Annotated in this window: 15 protein-coding genes and 1 tRNA gene; 12 read left to right on the forward strand and 4 right to left on the reverse strand. The window is 57.3% G+C overall.

The genetic code is table 11. The features are described from left to right. Positions 1-38: 38 nt before the first annotated feature. The 3 genes from ACYVB2_RS10715 to ACYVB2_RS10725 all read right to left on the reverse strand — a co-directional run bounded on the left by ACYVB2_RS10715 (position 39) and on the right by ACYVB2_RS10725 (position 2432). Positions 39-1142, reverse strand: coding sequence for a peptidylprolyl isomerase (locus ACYVB2_RS10715; RefSeq protein ID WP_382432461.1), 1104 nt, complete (start codon positions 1140-1142; stop codon positions 39-41). A gap of 61 nt (positions 1143-1203) precedes the next feature. After that, entirely contained in the window at positions 1204-1740 is a 537-nt protein-coding gene (locus tag ACYVB2_RS10720; RefSeq protein WP_382432463.1) for a FlgO family outer membrane protein, read from the reverse strand. Further along, entirely contained in the window at positions 1737-2432 is a 696-nt protein-coding gene (locus tag ACYVB2_RS10725) for a hypothetical protein (RefSeq protein ID WP_382432465.1), read from the reverse strand. The genes ACYVB2_RS10720 and ACYVB2_RS10725 overlap by 4 nt, the downstream gene beginning before the upstream one ends. 141 nt (positions 2433-2573) lie before the next feature. On the opposite strand from ACYVB2_RS10725, the gene ACYVB2_RS10730 reads away from it, so the two are divergent. From ACYVB2_RS10730 to ACYVB2_RS10785, 12 genes are all read left to right on the forward strand, one after another. Further along, positions 2574-3758 carry an AI-2E family transporter gene (locus ACYVB2_RS10730; protein ID WP_382432510.1) on the forward strand — a complete coding sequence of 395 codons (1185 nt, stop codon included), beginning with the start codon at positions 2574-2576 and terminating at the stop codon, positions 3756-3758. Between the two features lie 66 nt (positions 3759-3824). After that, entirely contained in the window at positions 3825-4679 is an 855-nt protein-coding gene (locus ACYVB2_RS10735) for an AAA family ATPase (RefSeq protein WP_382432467.1), read from the forward strand. Between the two features lie 26 nt (positions 4680-4705). Then, positions 4706-5338, forward strand: a complete 633-nt coding sequence (locus tag ACYVB2_RS10740; RefSeq protein ID WP_382432469.1) for a GNAT family N-acetyltransferase — start codon at positions 4706-4708, stop codon at positions 5336-5338. Positions 5339-5465: 127 nt separating this feature from the next. Further along, positions 5466-7031: a class I SAM-dependent DNA methyltransferase gene (locus ACYVB2_RS10745; RefSeq protein WP_382432471.1), complete on the forward strand. Its 1566-nt coding sequence runs from the start codon at positions 5466-5468 to the stop codon at positions 7029-7031. Beyond that, a complete protein-coding gene (locus ACYVB2_RS10750) occupies positions 7028-8323 on the forward strand; it encodes a restriction endonuclease subunit S (RefSeq protein ID WP_382432473.1) in 1296 nt (431 codons plus the stop codon). Before ACYVB2_RS10745 ends, ACYVB2_RS10750 begins: the two co-directional genes overlap by 4 nt. Continuing rightward, positions 8320-9069 (forward strand): abortive infection family protein, encoded by a 750-nt coding sequence (locus tag ACYVB2_RS10755; protein ID WP_382432475.1) that lies wholly within the window; start codon positions 8320-8322, stop codon positions 9067-9069. Before ACYVB2_RS10750 ends, ACYVB2_RS10755 begins: the two co-directional genes overlap by 4 nt. Next, entirely contained in the window at positions 9069-12257 is a 3189-nt protein-coding gene (locus tag ACYVB2_RS10760) for a type I restriction endonuclease subunit R (protein ID WP_382432477.1), read from the forward strand. Before ACYVB2_RS10755 ends, ACYVB2_RS10760 begins: the two co-directional genes overlap by 1 nt. Before the next feature lie 79 nt (positions 12258-12336). After that, complete coding sequence (locus tag ACYVB2_RS10765; RefSeq protein ID WP_382432479.1) at positions 12337-13524, forward strand: vWA domain-containing protein; 1188 nt, start codon at positions 12337-12339, stop codon at positions 13522-13524. A 28-nt stretch (positions 13525-13552) separates the two neighbouring features. Next, a complete protein-coding gene (locus tag ACYVB2_RS10770; protein ID WP_382432481.1) occupies positions 13553-15442 on the forward strand; it encodes an autotransporter assembly complex protein TamA in 1890 nt (629 codons plus the stop codon). 6 nt (positions 15443-15448) lie between these two features. Further along, complete coding sequence (locus ACYVB2_RS10775; RefSeq protein WP_382432483.1) at positions 15449-19396, forward strand: translocation/assembly module TamB domain-containing protein; 3948 nt, start codon at positions 15449-15451, stop codon at positions 19394-19396. 38 nt (positions 19397-19434) lie between these two features. Beyond that, positions 19435-19509, forward strand: a tRNA-Arg gene (locus ACYVB2_RS10780). A gap of 263 nt (positions 19510-19772) precedes the next feature. Then, entirely contained in the window at positions 19773-20843 is a 1071-nt protein-coding gene (locus ACYVB2_RS10785; RefSeq protein WP_382432485.1) for an RNA-guided endonuclease InsQ/TnpB family protein, read from the forward strand. A 127-nt stretch (positions 20844-20970) separates the two neighbouring features. Here ACYVB2_RS10785 and hppD read toward each other — a convergent pair whose 3' ends face one another. Then, complete coding sequence (gene hppD / locus ACYVB2_RS10790) at positions 20971-22059, reverse strand: 4-hydroxyphenylpyruvate dioxygenase (RefSeq protein ID WP_382432487.1); 1089 nt, start codon at positions 22057-22059, stop codon at positions 20971-20973.

The raw sequence follows: 22059 nt of genomic DNA on the forward strand, positions 1-22059 counted from the left end.
TATAGGCTGCCGGGTTTTTGCATGGGATGCCGGTTGGTTTAAAGGTAGGCCAGACCAATATGGGCCAACCCTACGAGGTTGACCGTGCTGGCATTGAGATCGGTGTTGGCTGCCAAAGCCAACATCTGTGCTTGGGTGACTTCGCCGTTGTCCAGCATGGTGGTAAAGGTTGCTTGTGCGGTGGCATCGGGTGCGCTGCCGACCACATTTTTGTACACCGCCTTGACAAAATCGCTGTGGCTGACGTTGTTAAACACACCGGTATTGACCACAACCTGCGCTACCTCTTGGAGGCTCAGACCTTGGTCAAACAAGTCCAGCCCCACTCCAACCACGGTAGGGGTGAGGGCGTTGAGCCCGGCGGCAGCGTTGATCAACAGTGCCGTTTTGCCTGCATTGCCATTGAGGTCGTAGGCATACTGTCCATCGGCAAAGTGCAGCCGACCTGCATCGGTGACAGTCTCGCTGCTGTGCAGGCCGTCAATTTGGGTCACTGTCAGTGTTTTGTTGGTGTTGAGTTTGACACCATAGTCGAGCCGGTTGCCGCTGTAGTTGGCTATGGCCACGCCATAGGCATTGCTGCCAAGGGTGTGGCTGGTGGGGGTCAGGGTGGCGGCTGGGGTGTAGCGATCAGCACCGTAGATAGACAGCAGGTAGGGGTACGGAAAGTTTTGGTAGCTGGCACCGTTGAGGGTGAAGTTGGCCGTTTGTGTGTTTTCGATGGCGTCGATCACGTCCATGCCATCAATGACTTTGCCAAACACGGCGTAGCCAGGTTTGTCGGCGCTTTGGTAGTTCAGCCCAGCGTTGTCTACTGTGTTGATAAAAAATTGCGATGTGGCCGAGTCTGGTGCCAAGGTGCGGGCCATAGCGATGGTGCCCCGGTCGTTTTCGAGGCCATTGTTGGACTCCAGTGCAATGGGCTCGCGTGTGGTCTTGAATTGCAGTGAGCGATTCATGCCACCACCTTGCACCACGAATTGGTCAATGACCCGATGAAACAGCGTGCCATCGTAAAAGTTGGCATCAACGTAGGCCAAGAAATTAGCCACCGTGGCGGGTGCTTCGGTGGGGTACAGCTCGATGGTGAAGGGGCCGTAGCTGGTGTTGATCAAAACCTGTGGAGGGGTGGAAGTGGTCATGGCATGGGCACAAAAGTCAAAAAACGGCGCAGTCTAATCGACACCGCCAGCGATGGCCTTGCTACGAGCGGGCGTGCAACAACATGCGCACGTTGTCGTCCATCGGCAGGGTGTAGTCGGCAGCAGCCATGACCAGATTACCCACTGGATGCACCAGCTTGAGACTGACATAGACTGAACGCAGCGAGGCGGCATAGGTGCCTATCAGTACTGCTTGGGCATCATGGCGCTGGCTGACTTCGTGCAGTTCACGCGAGAGCAGCAACTCCCCTTGGTTGGGTTCTATGACCAGGTTGTCGCGCAGTCGGGGCTCTACCACCAGCACACCGCGCTGCACCAGTTGCCCGGCCAACTGTTCAGAGAGGGTGCGGCCCAGGCGTGAGGATTCAGCGAGCCGGTCTATGCTGACCAAGGTGCCCACCAAAATAGGGCGGGTGGGGTCGAGGTTGATCCTTTGCAACAGGGTGTCGATGGCTTTGGCGTTGGTTTCTACCAGATCAGCGCGCACGGGGGCTGCATCGCCATAGTAGTAACGGGCGCAGCCAGGCAGGGCTGCGGCGGTGGCAAGCAGGGCCAGGGCGGCGGTACGGCGCTTCATGGGGCTACCACCCGCCAAGTTTTGATGGGGGTAGGGGCCGGTGGTGGCGCAGGCGGCGCATACAGGAAGGCATCGTCGGGGTCGAGGTAGTAGATGTCGGCGGTGCGGGTCAGGTAACGTTGGCCGCTCTCTAGTGAAGTGCTGATGAGCACTTCGGTGCGTGTGGGCCATGGCCCCATGTTTTGGTGGTGTGGGGCAGTGGGGGCTGGCAGGTGGCTGCCGCCGGTGCCTTCACCGATCTCGGGGCCAGTGCGCCCCGGCGCGGGGGGCTGCCAATTGCGCAGCACAGAGACGCCCGGTGACAGGGGGGTGGCAGAACCTGCCAACAAGCTGCCTATGGGGGCACCGTGGGCTACCAGTTGGGCATCTACATGCAGCACCACACTGGTGGGTTCGGTGGATACGGTGATGTCTTTGTCCAACAGGCGTGTGAGCAGCAGTTTGTGAAAGCTGGTGCTGAATTCGGAGGACTGGCTGGTTTTGATCGACAGCGGATATTCGCCAGGGGGCCATTCGCTGATTTTGTAGGCGATGCGTTCGGCCACGTCATTGGCGAGCACATCCCAATGGTGGATAGCCATTGCTTTTTTCTGACCACTGGGCGCATGCCGCTCCAGATGGGGTAAATCGGCCACGGTGCCGCAGCCGACCAGCGCAGCAGCAGCCAGCAGCGGCAAAAGAAGATGGTGCATGGTGCGCCGGATGGAGTGGGACTGGGCTTGCATAAGTTGTGATGGTAGCGGGCCATTCTGGGGGCTAATCGGAGAATCAGCCGTTGATTCGCCATGTTCTTTGGCGCTGCGTGTAGCAGCGCCCTGCACTCTCGCAGCACAATGGCCCCCATGACTGCGCCCGCCTCCCCTTCTGTTGAACCTTTGCCCTCACCATCTGCTGCCGTGGTGGCAGCGACACCGGCGACTGCACCGCCACCGTTTGATTTGGCGCGGCTGGCTTTGGTATGGCTGGCTTTTTTGTCCACAGTGGCTATGCTGCATTGGGCCAGTGCAGTGTGCATTCCGATTGTGCTCAGTTTGCTGCTGACCTGTGCTTTGCAACCAGCTGTTCAGTATTTATGGCAACGCTGGCGTGTGCCGCGTGCGCTCAGTGCGGCTGCTTTGTTGCTGGCGCTGGTGGCCGGGCTGGCGGGCACCAGTTGGTCTTTGAGCGATGGTGCCTCGCAATTGGTGGATGCCTTGCCGGTGGCCACCAAGAAGGTGCGCGATCAGTTGCGGGCCTACAGCCGAGCGGGCAGTACCAGCACCTTGGCCACAGTGCAAAAAGCTGCCACCCAGATTGAACAGGCGACTCAAGACAACGGGGTGCCTGCTACACGCCGGGGGGTGCAAAGGGTCGTGGTCGAGCGGCCACCGTTCAATGTGCGCGACTATGTATGGCCGGGGACGCTGGGGTTGGTGTCGGGGCTGGCGCAGTTGGCAGCGGTGGTTTTTTTGAGCTTTTTTTTGCTGGCCTCGGGGGATTTGCTGCGGCGCAAATTGCTGTGCATTGTGGGGCCGCAAGTGCAGACGCATCAGATCACCTTGGATATGGCCGACGAGATCAATACCCAGGTGCGCCGCTATTTGCTGGTGCAGTTGTGGACAAGTGCTTTGGTCGGGGTGGCTACGGGGCTGGCTTATTGGGCGCTGGGCTTGCAGCAGGCCGCGGTGTGGGGCGTGGCGGCAGCGGTGCTCAATTTGGTGCCCTATGTGGGCTCTTTGGTGGTAACGGGCGGCTCGGCCTTGGTGGCTTTTCTGCAATTTGGCACACCCAACATGGCGCTGGCGGTGGGTGGGGCTTCTTTGTTCATTCACACCCTGGTGGGCAATTTGCTAACCCCTTGGCTGACCAGTCGCACTAGCAGCCTCAATCCTGTGGCCGTGTTTGCGGGCGTGATGGCATGGGGTTGGCTGTGGGGTGTATGGGGCTTATTGTTGGGGATTCCGATTTTGATTGCTGTTAAGGCTGTGTGTGACCGGGTGGCGGCCTTGCGCCCCGTGGGGGAGTTGTTGGGTAATTGACGTGTGCGGCAAGTCGGACGTTTTCAGCGCACAATCGTTGTTTCACGTTTTTGCTGCCATTTACCCATGAAATTCCAAGGCTCCTCGAACTATGTGGCTACCCAAGACCTGATGCTGGCCGTGAATGCGGCTATCAAGCTGCAGCGCCCGCTGTTGGTCAAAGGGGAGCCGGGCACCGGCAAGACCATGCTGGCTGAGGAGGTGTCGCAGGCACTGAACATGCCTTTGCTGCAATGGCACATCAAATCGACCACCAAGGCGCAGCAGGGTTTGTATGAATACGATGCCGTGAGTCGCCTGCGTGATTCGCAATTGGGCGATGCCGACAGCAGCGAGCGTGTCCAAGACATCCGCAACTACATTGTCAAGGGCGTGCTGTGGCAGGCGTTTATGGCTGAGCAGCCAGTGGCGTTGCTGATTGACGAGATCGACAAGGCGGATATTGAATTTCCCAACGACTTGCTGCGCGAACTCGACCGCATGGAGTTTTACTGCTACGAGACGCGCGAGATGATCCGTGCCAAACACCGGCCTTTGGTGTTTATCACTTCCAACAACGAAAAAGAATTGCCTGACGCCTTTTTGCGCCGCTGCTTTTTCCACTACATCAAGTTTCCAGAAGCGGAAACCATGCGCCGCATCGTGGATGTGCATTTTCCGACGCTCAAGAGCGAATTGCTGGCGGCGGCCATGAAGACGTTTTATGACGTGCGTGGCCTGCCCGGCCTGAAAAAGAAGCCATCGACCAGTGAGTTGATCGACTGGCTCAAACTGCTGGTGGCTGAAGATATTCCGTTGGAAGTGCTGCAAAGCGCCGATAACAAGGTCTCGGTACCCCCACTGGTGGGGGCTTTGCTCAAGAATGAGCAAGACGTGAGTTTGTTTGAAAAGCTGGTCTACATGAACCAGCGCAACCGCTGATAGTCTCTGGGGCAGGAGTGTCTAGCATGGCTTTTGTCGAACCTGTGACCTTGCAACAGGGGGGCGTGCGCTTGGAGCCTCTCACGTTAGCCCATGAGGCGGGCCTGCGGCAAGCGGCTGCTGATGGCGATTTGTGGAACCTGCGCGTCACCTCAGTGCCTGCGCCCGATGCCACCAGAGCCTACATTGAGACCGCGTTGGCCGCACACGAGCAGGGGCACCGTTTTGCCTTTGCCGTGATCGACACCACCACGGGCCGGGTGCTGGGTAGCACCAGCTACCACGACATTGTGCCCGCCGTGCGCCGGGTAGAGATTGGCTACACCTGGTATGCGCAAAGTGTGCAGCGCAGCCATGTGAATACCACGGCCAAGCTGCTGTTGTTGGCCCATGCTTTTGATACTTTGGGCTGCCCAGTAGTGGGTTGGCGCACCGACAACCTCAACTTGGCATCGCAACGGGCCATTGAGCGCCTAGGGGCCACAAAAGACGGTGTGATACGCCGCCAGGCGCTGCGCCGCGATGGCACGATTCGCGATACGGTGATGTACAGCATGACGGCGGAGGAGTGGCCGCAGGTGCGGGAACGTTTGGTGGAGAAACTGCGGCAATATGCTGCTACAGCGCCCACATTGAGTGGGGCCGAATTCATCGACTAACTACCCGTGGTGGCGGATTGGCCTGATGCTGGTAACGGATAACGCGTGAGAATTTGTACGGGTGCCGGGCTTGCCATTGGAAAACTGGCTGAAATGTGAACAAAGAAATGCAACCTGAATAAGAAATATGGCAAAAAACGACACCAACACCAGCAGCGATCATCTAGGCTTTGAAGCTGAACTTTTCAAAACCGCCGACAAACTGCGCGGCAATATGGAGCCATCGGACTACAAGCACGTCGCGCTTGGGTTGATTTTCCTAAAGTACATCTCAGATGCCTTCGAAGCCAAACACAAAGCTTTATTAGCTGAAGACGCACAGGCGGCTGAAGACAAAGACGAATACCTAGCAGACAACGTGTTTTGGGTGCCCAAAGAGGCCCGTTGGTCACATCTACAAGCGAACGCTAAACTTTCTATCATTGGCACCTTGATTGATGATGCCATGCGCGCCATTGAGAAGGACAACGAGTCACTCAAAGGCGTACTTGCTAAAGACTACGCTCGCCCCGCCCTGAATAAAGTGATGCTGGGTGAGCTGATTGACCTGATCTCTGGTATTGCGCTGCATGAAGAAGGCGACCGTTCCAAAGACATCCTCGGGCGCGTGTACGAGTATTTTTTGGGCCAGTTTGCCGGAGCAGAGGGCAAGCGCGGCGGCGAGTTCTACACCCCACGTTCTGTGGTGCGTGTGTTGGTAGAAATGCTCGAACCATACTCAGGCCGGGTGTACGACCCGTGCTGCGGTTCGGGCGGGATGTTTGTGCAATCGGAAAAGTTTGTGCAAGAGCACGGCGGACGCGTTGGCGATATTGCCATTTACGGGCAGGAGTCGAATTACACGACTTGGCGGCTGGCCAAGATGAACTTGGCCGTGCGCGGTATCGACTCGGATATCCGCTGGAACAACGAGGGGAGCTTCCACAAAGACGAATTGCGCGACCTCAAGGCCGACTTTATCCTCGCTAATCCGCCGTTTAACATTTCCGACTGGGGTGGCGACCGGCTGCGCGAAGATGTGCGCTGGAGGTTTGGCGTACCGCCCGTAGGCAATGCCAATTATGCGTGGTTGCAGCACATCTACCACCACTTGACCCCCAATGGCACGGCGGGGGTGGTGCTGGCTAACGGCTCGATGAGTTCCAACCAGTCCGGTGAGGGAGACATTCGCAAAGCCATGATTGAGGCCGACGTAGTCGATTGCATGGTGGCGCTGCCGGGGCAGCTTTTTTATTCCACACAGATTCCTGCTTGCCTGTGGTTTCTGGCCCGCAACAAGAACCCCGGCAGGGGACTGCGTGACCGGCGCGGGCAGGTGCTGTTGATCGATGCCCGCAAGCTGGGCGTTCTGATTGATCGCACCCGGCGCGAACTGACCGATGAGGAAATTCAGAAAATTGCCGACACCTACCATGCTTGGCGTGGGGAAGAAAATGCGGGGGAATATGCTGATGTGGCGGGTTTCTGTAAATCTGCTCCACTGGACGAAATTCGCAAGCATGGCCATGTATTGACACCGGGGCGCTATGTCGGGACTGAAGACCTCGTTAAGGACGATGAATCCTTCGAAGAACGGATGACTCGACTCACGACCAAACTAGGGGAACAGCTTGTGGAGTCAGCAGGCCTTCAAACCACGATGCGAGAGCAACTAAAGCTCCTTGGTTTCCCAATCGTGGAGCTTGAGCAATGAAGTTGTCCGATTTGGTCGATTTCAATCCAAAGCGTCCGCTCGGAAAGGGGGCTATTACTTCCTTCATTGAGATGGCAGATTTAGCCGAGGGAGAGCGAGACGTTTCAGCAATTGGCAACCGGATTTTTAACGGTGGCGGCAGTAAATTCAAGAACGGTGACACACTGTTCGCTCGGATTACTCCATGCCTCGAAAATGGAAAAACTGCAAAGGTAAGCGGTCTGCCCAGCAACGCCGTTGGTCATGGATCAACCGAATTTATCGTCATGGCTGCCAAAGACCCAAGTGTTGATGAAGATTTTGTCTATTACGTTGCAAGGCACCCCGAATTTCGAGCCTACGCCAAAGGGCGAATGGAAGGCACGTCCGGGCGACAAAGAGTTTCGTGGCAAGCCATTGCAAACTACGAAATTCCGGACTTTTCTAGCATTGAGCGGAAGAGGATTGGAAGTGTTTTGTCGTCGATTGATAACTGTGTTACCACTAACCGCCGAAGTAACGAAACGCTGGAGGAGATGGCTCGTACCCTGTTCAAAGCGTGGTTTGTGGACTTTGCCCCAGTGCGTGCCAAGATGGATGGTCGCTGGCAGCGCGGCCAATCGCTGCCCGGCCTACCTGCACACCTTTATGATATTTTTCCTGATCGGCTGGTGGAGTCGGAGTTGGGGGAGATTCCGGAGGGGTGGGAAAGTGTGCCAGCGAGCAGACTCATAAGTTTCAACCCTACTGAATCTCTGCGGAAGGGGATGGAAGCGCCCTATATCGAAATGGCTTCGCTATCGACTTCCGGATGCTGGCCTAAACCACCGGTAGCCCGGCCATTTGGTAGCGGGATGCGCTTTCGCAACGGCGACACGCTGCTGGCCCGTATCACGCCATGCTTGGAAAATGGCAAGACGGCGTTTGTGCAATGCTTGCCAGAAAAATCTGTGGGTTGGGGTTCTACCGAGTACATAGTGATGCGTACCAAGCCTCCGCTACCTTCTGAGTTTGGATATTTGCTTGCGCGAGATGATGCCTTTCGGGAACAGGCCATCCGGAGCATGACGGGCACGTCAGGCCGCCAGCGTGTTCAGGCCGACTCGGTGGCTGCATTCAAGTTAGCTTCACCGTCGAGTGATGAAGTGTGGAATAGTTTCTCTCGCACTGTTGCACCGCAGTTCAGAAGCATTAAAGCCAATGCTGAAGCGATTGGAAGCCTCGCTCAACTCCGAGACACCCTGCTACCCAAGCTCATTTCCGGTGAATTGCGCGTGCCGGATGCCGAGCGTATTGTCGGAGTGGCGGTATGACTATGGATTGGTGCCCCGGCATCCGCGAGGCCTGCGCACATTGGCGTGACGCACCGATGCTTCAACATACATTCGAGGCATTGCAAACAAGCCTCGATAGTGACAGCGATGCTGCCATTGATGCCGCCAAGGGACTGGTGGAGTGTGTTTGCCGGGTTGTGATCGACCAACTCGACGACCCGACGAAACCGCTAAAACCACGGGATGATGCCTCGATCAATGACTGGGTATCCGCAGCGACACGGGCGCTCAAACTGGGTGATATCCGGCATAGGAAATTTTCTGACCTCATCAAGCACCACAATGGCTTGGCCGATTCACTCCGTGTGCTGCGAAATGATGCTGGGCCGCTAAGCCACGGAAAAGATGGATTTATCCAGACCCTGACTGTTTATCACCGCCGCGCAGCTATTTTGGCAGCCGATGCCATCGTGGCCTTTTTGCACCATGCCTATTTGGAAGCACAGCTTAATCCGATGAACTCACGCGAGCCTTGGGAGTGGTTTGCGGCGGATAACGCATTGATCGACACCCATGTGGGCCTAGCGGTAGATGCCGAGGATAGCGACTCATCCACCCCTACCTTGCGTTTCCTGCTGCCAGACGGTGACGATCTGTCCATCAAGATCGAAGTCAGCCGTTTGCTTTACCAACTGGATCGTGGTGCCTATGTCGAAGCGTTGAACGCTGCACGCGGAGCACAAGTTCTCGTCGATCAATCCATAGAAGAACAAGGAGAAGCGTAATGGCGTTTCTGTCCGAGGCCGCCGTAGAGCAAGCACTACTGGATCAGTTACGTGTGCTCGGTTACTGCATCGAACGTGAGGAAGACATCGGCCCCGATGGACACCGGCCTGAGCGCGAGAGCCACGATGAGGTTGTGTTCAAAAAACGATTCGAGGCTGCCGTGGCCCGCCTCAATCCTAGCCTGCCATTAGAGGCCAGACAGGATGCAGTTCGCAAAGTAATGCAGTCTGAGCTGCCTTCACTGCTCGAAGAAAATCGCCGCCTGCACAAACTGATGACCGAAGGCGTGGACGTGGAGTATTACGCCGACGATGGCACGCTGGCTGCCAGTAAAGTCACACTGATTGATTTTGAGCAGCCAGAACAAAACGACTGGCTGGCTGTAGGTCAATTTGTGGTTATTGCAGGGAAAGTGAACCGACGGCCTGACGTGGTGGTGTTCGTCAACGGTCTGCCCCTTGCTGTTATCGAGTTAAAAGCGCCGGGCAGCGGTAATGCCACGTTGCTTGGAGCTTTTAACCAGCTGCAAACGTACAAGCAACAGATTCCGGCTTTGTTCCATACCAATGCTTTGTTGGTGACATCGGATGGAATCACCGCCCGCGTTGGCTCCCTTTCGGCTGATCTGGAGCGGTTCATGCCTTGGCGTACCACCGATGGCCAGGACGTTGTACCAAAAGGTACGCCCGAACTCTCCACCTTGATAGCGGGCGTGTTAGAGCACCGCCGCCTGCTCGATGTATTGCGCCATTTCACGGTTTTTGGCGAAACTGGATCGGGGTTGGCCAAGATTATTGCAGGCTATCACCAGTTTCACGCGGTCAATCGGGCTGTGGCATCTACTATTCGCGCCGCGCAGCCATCGCACGGCGTTGCTGAAGAACCGGCAGGGTATGGCTTGCCATCCGTCACATTGCAGCGCGAAGGAGACCGGCGTGCTGGGGTGATTTGGCACACCCAAGGTTCTGGCAAAAGCCTATTGATGGCTTTCTACGCGGGTCAGTTGGTTAAACACCCAGCAATGGCCAATCCAACGCTGCTGGTGCTAACCGACCGCAACGACTTGGACGATCAGCTTTTCTCGACCTTTTCCATGTGCCGCGACCTGATTCGGCAAACGCCAGTGCAGGCCGAGAGCCGAGAGCATTTACAAACTTTGCTTCATCGTGCCTCCGGTGGTGTCATCTTCACTACCCTGCAAAAGTTTGGTGAGATACAGGAAGCCCTCACCAGCCGTTCCAATGTGGTGGTGATTGCAGATGAAGCGCACCGCAGTCAATACGGCTTCAAGGCGAAGGTCGATGCCAAAACGGGCGCAATTTCTTACGGCTTTGCCAAATACCTGCGCGATGCTTTGCCGAACGCATCGTTTATCGGATTTACTGGCACGCCCATCGAGGCCGACGACGTTAACACACCAGCGGTGTTTGGCAACTACATTGATGTTTATGACATCAGCCGCGCTGTAGAAGATGGCGCAACCGTGCCCATTTACTACGAATCGCGCCTTGCACGTATTGAGCTTGACGAAGACGAAAAGCCCAAAATCGATGCCGAAGTGAATGAACTCACGGAGGATGATCCGGAAGTCGAGCAAGAGCGATTCAAAAAGAAGTGGTCAACGGTGGAGGCCTTGGTAGGCAGCGACAAGCGCCTTGCTTTGGTGGCTAAGGACATAGTGGCCCACTTTGAAGATCGTGTAGCGGCCCTAGATGGCAAAGCGATGGTGGTGTGCATGAGCCGCCGGATTTGCGTCAAGCTGTACGATGAGATTGTCAAATTGCGGCCTGATTGGCACAGTGCCGATGACAATGCGGGGGCGCTCAAGATTGTGATGACGGGGGCAGCTAGCGATCCGCCAGAGTGGCAACCCCACATTGGCAATAAAGCGCGGCGGGATTTGCTAGCCAAGCGTGCCCGTGACCCGAAAGACACACTCAAGTTGGTGATCGTGCGGGATATGTGGCTTACCGGTTTTGATGCGCCCTGTATGCACACGATGTACATAGACAAGCCCATGCAAGGACACGGCCTGATGCAAGCCATCGCCCGTGTAAACCGGGTGTTCCGCGACAAGCCTGCTGGGCTGATTGTGGACTACATTGGCATTGCGCAAAACCTCAAGTCGGCTCTAGGGCAGTATTCTAAGAACGACCAAGAAAACACCGGGGTTGACGAAGCGCAGGCCATCGCCGTGATGATGGAGAAGTACGAGGTGGTGCGGGATATGTACCACGGCTTCGACTATGTTTGCGCACTGACCGGAACGCCTCACGAGCGCCTAGTGATGATGGCGGGGGCTATCGAGTGGATTTTGAGTCTGCAACAGAAGCTGGCCGAGAAGGAAAGTACACCAGAAGGCAAGAAAAATGCCCATCGTCGATACCAAGATGCGGTGCTGGCGTTGTCCAAAGCGTTCGCCTTGGCATCTGCTTCCGATGAAGCTAAAAAAATCCGTGAGGAGGTTGGTTTCTTCCAAGCAATTCGTGCTGCACTGGTCAAAAGTGCTACCGGGTCAGGTGTCACGGCACAAGAACGCGAGCTGGCTATCCAGCAAATTGTGAGCCGCGCAGTAGTGTCCACCGAAATCATTGACATCCTGACCGCCGCTGGAATTAAAAGCCCGGATATCTCCATCCTATCCGACGAGTTTTTGGCTGAAGTTCAGCAGATGGAACGAAAGAACCTTGCGTTGGAAGCCTTGCGCAAGCTCATCAACGATGGCATCCGCTCACGCAGTAAGGCCAATGTGGTGCAGACCAAGGCTTTCTCGGAACGTCTGGAAGACGCTGTGGCGCGTTACCACGCCAACGCCATCACCACCGCCGAGGTACTGCAAGAGCTGATCGAACTGGCCAAAGACATCCGTTCTGCCCACCAACGGGGCGAAGAATCCGGACTGTCCGATGAAGAAATTGCTTTCTACGATGCGCTGGCTGAGAACGAAAGTGCTGTGCAGATGATGGGGGATGACAATCTTCGCTTGATTGCACACGAGTTGTTAGTCAGCTTGCGAGAAAACATCTCTGTGGATTGGGCGCATCGTGAATCAGCTAGAGCCCGAATGCGGGTGCTGGTAAAACGAATTTTGCGCAAGTATGGTTTTCCGCCAGATTTGCAGGATTCCGCAGTACAAACTGTATTGCAACAAGCAGAAGCTCTTTCGTCTAGTTGGAGTCAACATTGAAGCCTGAGCGGCGAAATTTACATAGCAGTGGTTCCTGTGTGAACACCCTTGGCTCAAAAAACCTGACGATGACATTCCGATGCTGATTGATTTCTTTTACACCCTGCGCGCCGCCAAACTCCCGGTATCGGTCAAAGAGCTGCTGGCCCTGCTCGAAGCCTTGCAGGCGGGCATTGTTGGCCCGAATTCTGAAGATGCTTGGAGCATTGATGATTTTTACCATCTGGCCCGCCTGACGCTGGTCAAGGACGAAAAGCACTTCGACAAGTTTGACCGCGCCTTTGCCGCCTATTTCAAGGGCGTGGAGTTGTTGGCCGATTTCAGCAAAGAAATCCCGGCCGATTGGCTACGCAAAGTGTTAGAGCGCGAACTCACGCCCGAGCAAAAGGCGGCCATCCAAAAGATGGACTGGGACGAGCTGATGGAGACGCTCAAAAAGCGCCTCGAAGAGCAAAAAGAACGCCACGAGGGCGGCAGCAAATGGATAGGCACGGGCGGCACCAGCCCGTTTGGTCACGGTGGTTACAACCCGCAGGGCATTCGCATTGGTGGTGCAGGCAAAAACAAAAGCGCCATCAAGGTTTGGGAGCAGCGTGCTTACCGCGACTACGATGACACCCAGGAGCTGGGCACGCGCAATATCAAAGTGGCTTTGCGCCGCCTGCGCAAGTTTGCCCGCCAAGGCCACGAACTGGAGTTAGACCTGCCCGACACCATCCGCAGCACCGCAGCCAATGCGGGCTGGCTGGACATCAAAATGGTGCCTGAGCGCCACAACAACGTCAAAGTGCTGCTGCTGATGGATGTGGGCGGCACGATGGATGATCATATCCAGCGGGTAGAAGAGCTGTTTTCTGCCGTGAAAACCGAGTTCAAGCATTTGGAGTTTTACTACTTCCACAACTGTGTCTACGATTTTGTCTGGAAGAACAACCGCCGCCGGTTTGCCGAAAAGTTTCCTACCTGGGACATCATTCGCAAGTACAACAAAGATTACAAACTGATCTTTGTGGGTGATGCCACCATGAGCCCTTATGAGATTTTGCAACCCGGTGGCAGTGTCGAATACACCAATGAAGAACCTGGGGCCGAATGGTTGCAACGCCTGACCCACGCCTTCCCGCATTTTGCGTGGATCAACCCAGAGCCACAGGGGGTATGGCAATACCGCCAAAGCATTGCGATAGTTCAGCAGTTGATGGGGGATCGCATGTTTCCGTTGTCTTTGCAGGGGCTAGAGCAGGCCATGCGCTTGTTGTCCAAGTAAATATAGTGCCAAGGTGATTGCCAGAACCATGTGGGGGCTGTTGCGAGGCTTGGCCCCAGTGGGCCGTTGGGTGCTGCTAGGCGTTGTGTTGTGTGCCGTGGCGGGTTGCAGCGGGCTGCCTGTGCGCAACCAAGAGCAGCACAACCAAGATGCACCCTCGCAGTCCTCGGCGGTGTCGGAGGTTGAGGCGTTTACCTTACAGGTGCGCAGCCCCAATGAAGAGGTGGCTGCTTATCTGGAAAAGCATCTGGAGTTACAGCGGTTTCGCACCCTGCCTGAATTGCAGGAGCGTGAGTGGTTGCGTTTGTTGGCCGCTGTTCCGGAGGATGCCCGCGAATTATTGGCTACGCTGGGCTATTTTGCCCCCACCATCGCAGTGGAGCGCACCTTGGCTCCCCATGCTGACGCACAGGCATTGCCACAGATCACTTTGACAGTAGAGCCTGGAGCAGCCACACAGATTGCGCAGGTACAAATTGACTTTGTTGGGGCCGTTGCTCAGGCCGAGCCTGCCAGCCCGCAAATAGCCCAGATACGCCAGTCTTGGAATCTGGCACCGGGTCAGCTTTTTACCCAAGCTGCTTGGGATGGGGCCAAAGCGTTGGGTTTGCGCAGTTTGCAGGCCCGACACTATCCGGCCGCTCGCATCGCGCACAGCCATGCACTGATCGATGCTGACCAGCACCGGGCCGATTTGTCGGTGCGCTATGACTCTGGCCCAGCCTATCGTTTTGGCACGCTGCAACTGCACGGACAACAGCGTTATGACCCCGAAGGTGCCCGCCGCATTGCCCGTTTGCCTATGGGGGCATCTTACGATCAGGCCCAATTGCTGGAAGCCCAGCAGCGGCTGGCCAGCAGTGGCTATTACGACACGGTGTTTTTGCGTCTGGATACCGATACGGCCACCCCCGAAGCCGCCCCAGTGGTGGCCCAGGTGCGTGAAGCACAGTTGCAGAAATGGGTGTTTGGTCTGGGGGTCTCTACCGATAGTGGTGCCCGCCTGCGCATTGACCACACCCACAATCGTCTGCCCGGGTTGGGTTGGCGTGCAGTGAGTAAGCTCTCGTTGGACCAACAAACCAAATTGCTGGCAACGCAATGGATGGATTTGCCCAATGAGCAGGGTTGGCGCTGGTTTGGTGGGGGGCAGGTGCAGCGTGAAGTCACAGGTAGTTACCAGGTGAACAGTGCCCGTTTGCAGGCAGGCCAGCGCCGTGATAGCGAACGCATCGACCGCAGTAATTACCTGCAATACGACTATGCCCATGCCCAAGGTACTGCTGCCCCACCCTCCAGTACCGCCTTGAGTGCAAACCATAGCTGGACGGGCCGCTACTTTGACAGCACCACTGCACCTGCTGCTGGATATGGTCTGGCTTGGGAGTTGGGGGTGGGCATGACGCTGCATCCGCAACGCGACCCTTTTGTGCGCCTGTTGGGGCGTTGGCTCGCGTTTGTGCCTTCGCAGGCAGTGACATTGCCCAGCGGTCGCAGCCGCCAGAGCCGTTGGGCCTTGCGTGCGGAGGGTGGGGCGGTACTGGCCCGCGAGGGTGCTTCATTGCCAGTGACACAATTGTTTCTGACAGGCGGCGACACCACCGTACGTGGTTATGGCTACCACCAGATTGGCGCCCGTACCGTGCTCCACCAACTGTATGGGGGCCGTTATTTGGCTGTGACCAGTGTGGAGTGGCAGCGCCCTATAGTGCTGAATGGGCAGTTCAGCGATTGGGAAAGTACCTTGTTTGCCGATGCGGGTGCAGTGGGCGATACCCCGCGTGCCATGCGTCTGCGTACCAGTGTGGGGGCAGGCGTGCGCTGGCGCAGCCCGGTGGGGCCATTGCAGGCCGATGTGGCTTATGGTGTGCAAGATCAGAGCGTGCGTTTGCATTTGCGCCTAGGGTTCAGTTTTTAGCCTGCAATGACCGATTCTTCCCCCGTGTCCGCTTCTGCTGCCGAGGTGGCCCTTCCCGTACCAGAGACACCCCCACCCACCAAGGGGCGTGGCTGGCGCTGGCTGGCTGGTGGACTGCTGGCATGGTGCATGGTAGTGTTCTCAGTAGGGTGGACAACATGGGTTTGGATGGGGACGGATACGGCTTTGTCCACAACGCTGGAGTGGGCCAGCCGTTGGTTGCCCGCAGGCCAACAACTGGAGTTGCGTGGTGTGCGTGGTTCTCTGCGCAAGGGTGGGCAGGTGGATTGGTTGCGCTGGCAGGGGCCGTCTTTGGCCGTGGAGGTGCGTGGTGTGGAGCTGCGTTGGCACTTGGCCTCCTTGTGGCAACGGCATGTGCAGGTCGATCAACTGCATGTTGCCGATGTACACATCACAGCGACCCCCGAAACAGATAAACCCCCGCCAGAGCCATTGCAAGCATTGCTGCTGCCCGTCACGGTGACATTGCCGTTTCAGATAGACCAGATCGTTTGGGCGGGTCACACCCGATTGGAGGCTGGCGCTTTAAGGGGACGCTACGTTTACGACGGCAGTGCCCACCAACTAGACATTGAACGCCTTGCCTTGGCGCAGGGCCAGTACAGCGCCCAGGCCCGTGTGCAGGCACAGGCTCCTATGGCCTTGAGGGCAGATGTGCAAGGGCAGGTAAAAAACCCGTTGCCTCAAACGGCCCAGCCCCTGACTGTAGCGGCCCAAGCCCATGTAGAGGGCACCTTAGCGACTGCAGCGGCTCGGTTGTCGTTGCAGGCCAGTTTGCGCCCTGTGGTGCCGGATGGGGCTACCACCACAGGCATGGGTGCGGAGGTGGCGGTGCAATTGGCACCGTGGGCCATCCAGCCCTTGCAGCAGTTACAGGCGGATGTGCAGTCGCTCAATCTGGCGGCGCTCTGGCCCCAGGCACCACAAACTGCTTTGCGTGGGCAGGTGCAGGTACTGCCCGTCAGCCCAGGGTGGACGATGGCAGTCCAGCTTCACAATGATGCGGCTGGCCCTTGGGATCGGCAGCGGCTACCTCTGAGCCAATTGGATGCGCAGGCCCACTACGACGGCAGCCAATGGCATTTGCCACAGGTGCTGGCGCAGGTGGGTACAGGTCGGGTGCAGGCACAAGGCCGTTATACCCCTAGCAGCCACATGGTACAGGGGAGTGTGCAGATGCAAAATCTCAACCCAGCCACTCTGCATGGGCAGTTGGACGCAGTGCCTTTGAATGGCTGGCTACGCGCCCAGAGTCAGGATGGTGTGGCAGTAGATTTCAGTGCCGATGTGCGTGCGGTGCCTGTGGTGTCTGCACGCAAGATGGTGAGGCTGCCGATTCAGCACATCCAAGCACAGGGGCGCTGGAAGGCTCCCACATTGGCGTTGCAGCGTTTGCAGGTAGATGCTTTGCAAGCGCGGTTGGAAGCGGATGGTTTGAGCCTCCTGTGGGGGCCAGCGCCTGTGGTGCGTGGCACCTTGGCGTTGACTGTGCCCGGCGCTCGGTTGCATGCCAGCGGGCTGCTGGGGGCGGCTCAGGGCAAGGGTGCCCTGGAAGCAGATGTGGCAGCAGCGGACCGATTGCTGCAATGGGTACAAGCCTTGCCCGGTGGTGCCACACTCTTGTCCCAGCAGCGGGTGCAGGGGCAGGCAAAGCTGGCACTCCACTGGCAAGGTGGTTGGGATGGTCTGTTGCACCGGCCAGTATCTCCTGCCCAAGCCACTCCTTTGCGTTGGGAGGCCACGCTGGCGGTGCCCACACTGCTGCTGGCACCACCTAGCAGCACCACAGAGAGATCCGCCCCTCGGCTGGAGTTGAGTGCTATACAGGCGCAGGCATCTGGCACAGCCTACAAGGCTACGCTGCGCTTGGATGCACAGGCTGGATGGGCACCGTACCGCGCCACCTTGCATAGCAGCATCCATGCGGAGCGTGGGGGTGGTGCTACCCCCAGTCCTTGGAAAGCCCAACTGGCTGCTTTGCAGTTGCAATTACAGCACCAAGACCAGTCTGGTGGCTGGCGCCTGAAACTCGATCAGGCACTGGAGGCGGTTTGGCATCCGTCCATCTCTCGGTCTGTGGCGGCTGTGTTGGATGTGGCAGCTGGTCAGGCCAGCATCACGGGGCCATTGCCTGGCACAGTGTCATTGCAATGGCAGCCACTGCAATGGCGTTGGGCAGAGTCGGGGGGGATGCAGTTGCAAACCCGTGGTCATTTGGCCGGTTTGCCTTTGGCTTGGGTAGATGCACTGGCCCCTGCCAAGGCGCCGATGCTGGCTGCGGCAGGCTTGGGCAGCCAATTGATGCTGGAGGCCGACTGGGATATTCAAACCCATCCCACCTTGCGCGCTCAATTGCAATTGCAACGCACACAAGGCGATTTGCATCTGCTGCATGATCAAGCTGCTGCCACGGCTGCTGGCTTGCGTGCAGCACGGCTCCGGCTGGAGGCGGTAGACGACAACCTGCGCGCCCAACTCGTGTGGGACAGTGCCCAAGCTGGTCAGGTACAGGTACAGGCCAGCACCCGGTTGCGGCAGCAGGATTCTGGCTGGGTCTGGCCTGAAGACGCCCCCGTGGCGGCCCATGTGCAGGCCCGGTTGCCCGATATGGGTGTTTGGTCAGTGTTGGCGCCTCCCGGTTGGCGCATCCACGGCACCTTAGATGCAGATGCCACCTTGTCGGGCAGCCGTCAAGCGCCCCGATGGCAGGGCCGAATCGATGCCGATCAACTGGCGCTGCGCTCACTGGTGGATGGTGTGGATTTGCAAGAAGGCCGTTTGCGCACCGTGCTGCGAGGTGATCGACTCGACATTACGGAGTGGTACTGGCGCGGAGGCAAGGGCAGTCAGGCCCGTATTGCGGGCTACAGCGGCAACCTGACCTCTGCACCGCGTGATCGGGGCAGTTTGCAAGGCAGCGGCAGTATTCGTTGGCACGATGCTGGCATTCACCTTGATTTGCAGGCCCAAGCACAAGCATTGCAGGTGTTGGTACGTGCTGACCGGCAGGCCAGCGTCTCTGGCACGGTGCGGGCGCAGTTGCAGCAGGGCCAGTTGGTGCTATGGGGCCAGTTGCAGGTAGACCGGGCCGCCATTTTGTTGCCCGATGCGTCGGCCCCCCGCTTGGGTGAAGATGTGGAGGTGCGCTCTACACACAGACGGCCCCAGATGACGGCCCGCCCTGCACCGTCTACTACTGTTCAGGCCCAAACTCCTAAGCCTATCGATATGGCAGTGACTGTGGATTTGGGACGTGATTTTGCACTGCAAGGCTATGGCCTGACCACCCGTTTGCGCGGGCAATTGGAACTGCGCAGCAGCCCAGTGCAGGGGATGCCTCCAAGGGTCACCGGTGAGGTGCAGACTGAACAGGGGCGCTACCGTGCTTGGGGGCAGATGCTTGATATAGAAACCGGCTTGTTACGCTTTAGTGGAGCACACGACAATCCGGCACTGGACATCTTGGCTATCCGTCCCAATATCAATGTGCGGGCTGGGGTGCAAGTCAGCGGGGTGGCGCAGGCACCTCGGGTGCGTTTGTATGCCGATCCCGAACTGACCGATGCCGAAAAACTGGCTTGGGTGGTGACGGGCCGCAGCAGTGCAGCCGGTGGTGCAGAAGCTGCTTTGCTACAGCAGGCTGCGTTGGCCTTGTTGGGAAAACAAGGGGTTGGCACAGGTGGGGTGGCCCGCAAATTGGGTTTGGATGAGATTGGATTCAAGGCACCTGATACGGGCAACGGAGCCAGTGCGGCAGCGATCACTTTAGGCAAGCGGCTGTCTAGCAAACTGTATGTGACCTATGAGCATGGCCTGTCGGGGGCCGTAGGCATGATTTCGGTTTTTTATGATCTGTCGCGCCGTCTGACTTTGCGGGGTCAGACAGGCACGCAAAGTGCGCTCGACATTATCTACACTGTGCGCCACGACTGATGGCAGTCTGCTACTGCTTACAATAGCGCACTGTACGCCTCCCCGTAGTTCAATGGATAGAACGAGTGCCTCCTAAGCGCTAAATACAGGTTCGATTCCTGTCGGGGGGGCCACGGCACTATTTCAGGCCGTTGCGCGCCATGTCAAAAGCCCCACCCCTCAGAGGGAGCAGGGCTTTTTTGTTGTCTCACATCACTTCATAGGGCACCATACCAGCTTACTTTTTTGTCGGTGGTTTTGTTGGTTCCTAAACACCAACAACCCACAGGCACCAACAAAGCACCAACAGAGGGGCGATGGTATGGCCCGGTGCGCGGGAAGCCCCGGAGTTCAGTCCGGGGTTGAGAGCAGGGATTAGCAATCCATAATCTACGTCATGGATTGCACCAAAACCCTGCGTCTGCGCATCAAAGACAAGCACGCCAAAGTGCTGGCGTTGATGGCGCGTGAGGTTAATCAGGTCTGGAATTTTTGCAACGAAACCAGCCACCGCGCCATCCGCGAGCGCCACCAATGGCTCTCGGGCTACGACCTGCAAAAGCTGACCAACGGTTTCAGCCAGTGCGATGGCATACACATCGGTTCGCCCACTGTGCAGCAAGTGTGTGAAGACTACGCCAAAGCGCGCAAGCAATTCAAAAAAGCCAAACTGCGCTGGCGCGTCTCCAACCCCCAGAGCAGCAAATACAGTCTGGGTTGGATTCCGTTCAAAGCGCCCGCTGTGCAATACAAGGCGGGGCAAATCGCTTTTGCGGGTCAGAAATTGAGCCTCTGGGACAGCTACGGTCTGGCAGACTACGAGTTGCGCGCTGGCAGCTTCAGCCAAGATACACGCGGGCGCTGGTACTTGAATGTGGTGGTGAAGGTGCAGGCCCAGGCCAGCGCGGGCACAGCCAGTGTCGGTATCGACTTGGGTGTGAAAGAGGCGGCGGTCACTTCTACTGGCGAACGCATCGAGGGGCGTTTTTACCGCAAGCTCGAATGCAAACTCGGTATTGCACAGCGGGCACACAAAAAACAGCGGGTGCGGGCCATCCATGCAAAAATTGCCAACCAGCGCAAAGACCTGCTACACAAATTCAGCACCGCAATGGTGAAACAAAACGCTGCCATCTTCGTGGGCGACGTAGCCAGCAGCAAGCTGGTCAAAACCAAGATGGCCAAGTCCACACTGGATGCGGGCTGGGCCATGCTCAAGACGATGTTGGAATACAAGAGCCATCAGGCCGGTGTCGTCTTTGAAGTAGTGAATGAAAGCTACACAACCCAGACTTGCTCGTGCTGCGGGGCCATTCCTGCCAGCAGTCCGAAAGGTAGAGCAGGTTTGCGAATAAGAGAGTGGAAGTGCAGCGACTGCGCAGCGGAACACGACCGCGATGTGAATGCAGCACGCAACATTCTCGCGGCGGGGCATCGCCGTCTAGCAGTAGGAATCCCCGTCCTTTAGGGCGGGGAGGATGTCAAAGCGATTATGTTTGTCTGCTGCTACCGGGTACAACTTCATAGCGCGCCGTGAAGGCGCGGTATTTTTTACGGCATCTGGCAGATGCCACAGGGCTTGGCGTAGCGCCAGGTCAGTGGGTGGCTGACGCTACTTGCAGGGCACCACGGCGAATCTGGTCACGCTCCAGTGATTCAAACAAGGCCTTGAAGTTGCCTTCGCCAAAACCTTCATCGGCCTTGCGCTGAATAAACTCGAAGAACACCGGCCCCAGCAGTGTTTGCGAGAAAATCTGCAACAGCAGGCGCTTCTCCCCGTTGGCCGTCGAACCGTCCAGCAAAATGCCGCGCGTCTGAAGTTCTGATACTGGTTCACCATGATGGGGCAAACGCTCCGACAGCATCTCGTAGTAAATATCGTTGGGGGCGCTCATCAACGGAATACCTGCCATTTGCAAGGCATCCACGCTCTTGAGCAGGTCATCGGTCTGCAAGGCAATGTGCTGGATACCTTCCCCATTGAACTGCATCAAAAACTCTTCAATCTGGCCGCCGATTTTACCCGCCTCTTCGTTGAGTGGAATGCGGATCAACCCGTCGGGGGCCGTCATGGCGCGGGAGGTTAGGCCGGTGTACTCGCCTTGGATGTCAAAGTAGCGAATCTCGCGGAAGTTGAAAATCTTTTCGTAAAACGCCCCCCAAAAAGCCATGCGGCCCTTGTAGACGTTGTGTGTGAGGTGGTCGATGCTGGTGAACCCGTGGCCTACGGGATGGCGATCGACCCCATCGATAAAGTCAAAATCAATGTCGTAGATGGACTTGCCGTCCTCATAGCGGTCAATCAGGTACAACGGCGCCCCACCAATCCCCTTGATCGCCGGCAGACGCAACTCCATCGGGCCCGTAGGGATTTCAATAGGTTGTGCGCCCATTTCTAGTGCCCGGGCATAGGCTTTGTGGGAGTCACGCACCCGAAAGGCCAGTCCGCAGGCACTGGGGCCATGCTCGGCAGCAAAATAGCCCGCCAGACTTTTGGGTTCGCGGTTGACGATAAAGTTGATATGGCCTTGCCGGTACAGCACCACATCTTTGGAGCGGTGGCGTGCCACCAACGTAAAGCCCATTTTTTCGAACAACGGCTCTAGTACGTTGGCGGTGGGGGAGGCGAATTCGACAAACTCGAATCCGCAAAGGCCCATAGGGTTGTCAAACAGGTCGGTCAT

It is taken from the genome of Giesbergeria giesbergeri (assembly GCF_054779375.1).

Excerpts from the sequence above, each read along its gene's own strand:
- ACYVB2_RS10715 (WP_382432461.1), bottom strand. The coding sequence starts at position 1,142 with ATGACCACTTCCACCCCTCCACAGGTTTTGATCAACACCAGCTACGGC.
- ACYVB2_RS10720 (WP_382432463.1), bottom strand. The coding sequence starts at position 1,740 with ATGAAGCGCCGTACCGCCGCCCTGGCCCTGCTTGCCACCGCCGCAGCC.
- ACYVB2_RS10725 (WP_382432465.1), bottom strand. The coding sequence starts at position 2,432 with ATGCACCATCTTCTTTTGCCGCTGCTGGCTGCTGCTGCGCTGGTCGGC.
- ACYVB2_RS10730 (WP_382432510.1), top strand. The coding sequence starts at position 2,574 with ATGGCCCCCATGACTGCGCCCGCCTCCCCTTCTGTTGAACCTTTGCCC.
- ACYVB2_RS10735 (WP_382432467.1), top strand. The coding sequence starts at position 3,825 with ATGAAATTCCAAGGCTCCTCGAACTATGTGGCTACCCAAGACCTGATG.
- ACYVB2_RS10740 (WP_382432469.1), top strand. The coding sequence starts at position 4,706 with ATGGCTTTTGTCGAACCTGTGACCTTGCAACAGGGGGGCGTGCGCTTG.
- ACYVB2_RS10745 (WP_382432471.1), top strand. The coding sequence starts at position 5,466 with ATGGCAAAAAACGACACCAACACCAGCAGCGATCATCTAGGCTTTGAA.
- ACYVB2_RS10750 (WP_382432473.1), top strand. The coding sequence starts at position 7,028 with ATGAAGTTGTCCGATTTGGTCGATTTCAATCCAAAGCGTCCGCTCGGA.
- ACYVB2_RS10755 (WP_382432475.1), top strand. The coding sequence starts at position 8,320 with ATGACTATGGATTGGTGCCCCGGCATCCGCGAGGCCTGCGCACATTGG.
- ACYVB2_RS10760 (WP_382432477.1), top strand. The coding sequence starts at position 9,069 with ATGGCGTTTCTGTCCGAGGCCGCCGTAGAGCAAGCACTACTGGATCAG.
- ACYVB2_RS10765 (WP_382432479.1), top strand. The coding sequence starts at position 12,337 with ATGCTGATTGATTTCTTTTACACCCTGCGCGCCGCCAAACTCCCGGTA.
- ACYVB2_RS10770 (WP_382432481.1), top strand. The coding sequence starts at position 13,553 with ATGTGGGGGCTGTTGCGAGGCTTGGCCCCAGTGGGCCGTTGGGTGCTG.
- ACYVB2_RS10775 (WP_382432483.1), top strand. The coding sequence starts at position 15,449 with ATGACCGATTCTTCCCCCGTGTCCGCTTCTGCTGCCGAGGTGGCCCTT.
- ACYVB2_RS10785 (WP_382432485.1), top strand. The coding sequence starts at position 19,773 with ATGGATTGCACCAAAACCCTGCGTCTGCGCATCAAAGACAAGCACGCC.
- hppD (WP_382432487.1), bottom strand. The coding sequence starts at position 22,059 with ATGACCGACCTGTTTGACAACCCTATGGGCCTTTGCGGATTCGAGTTT.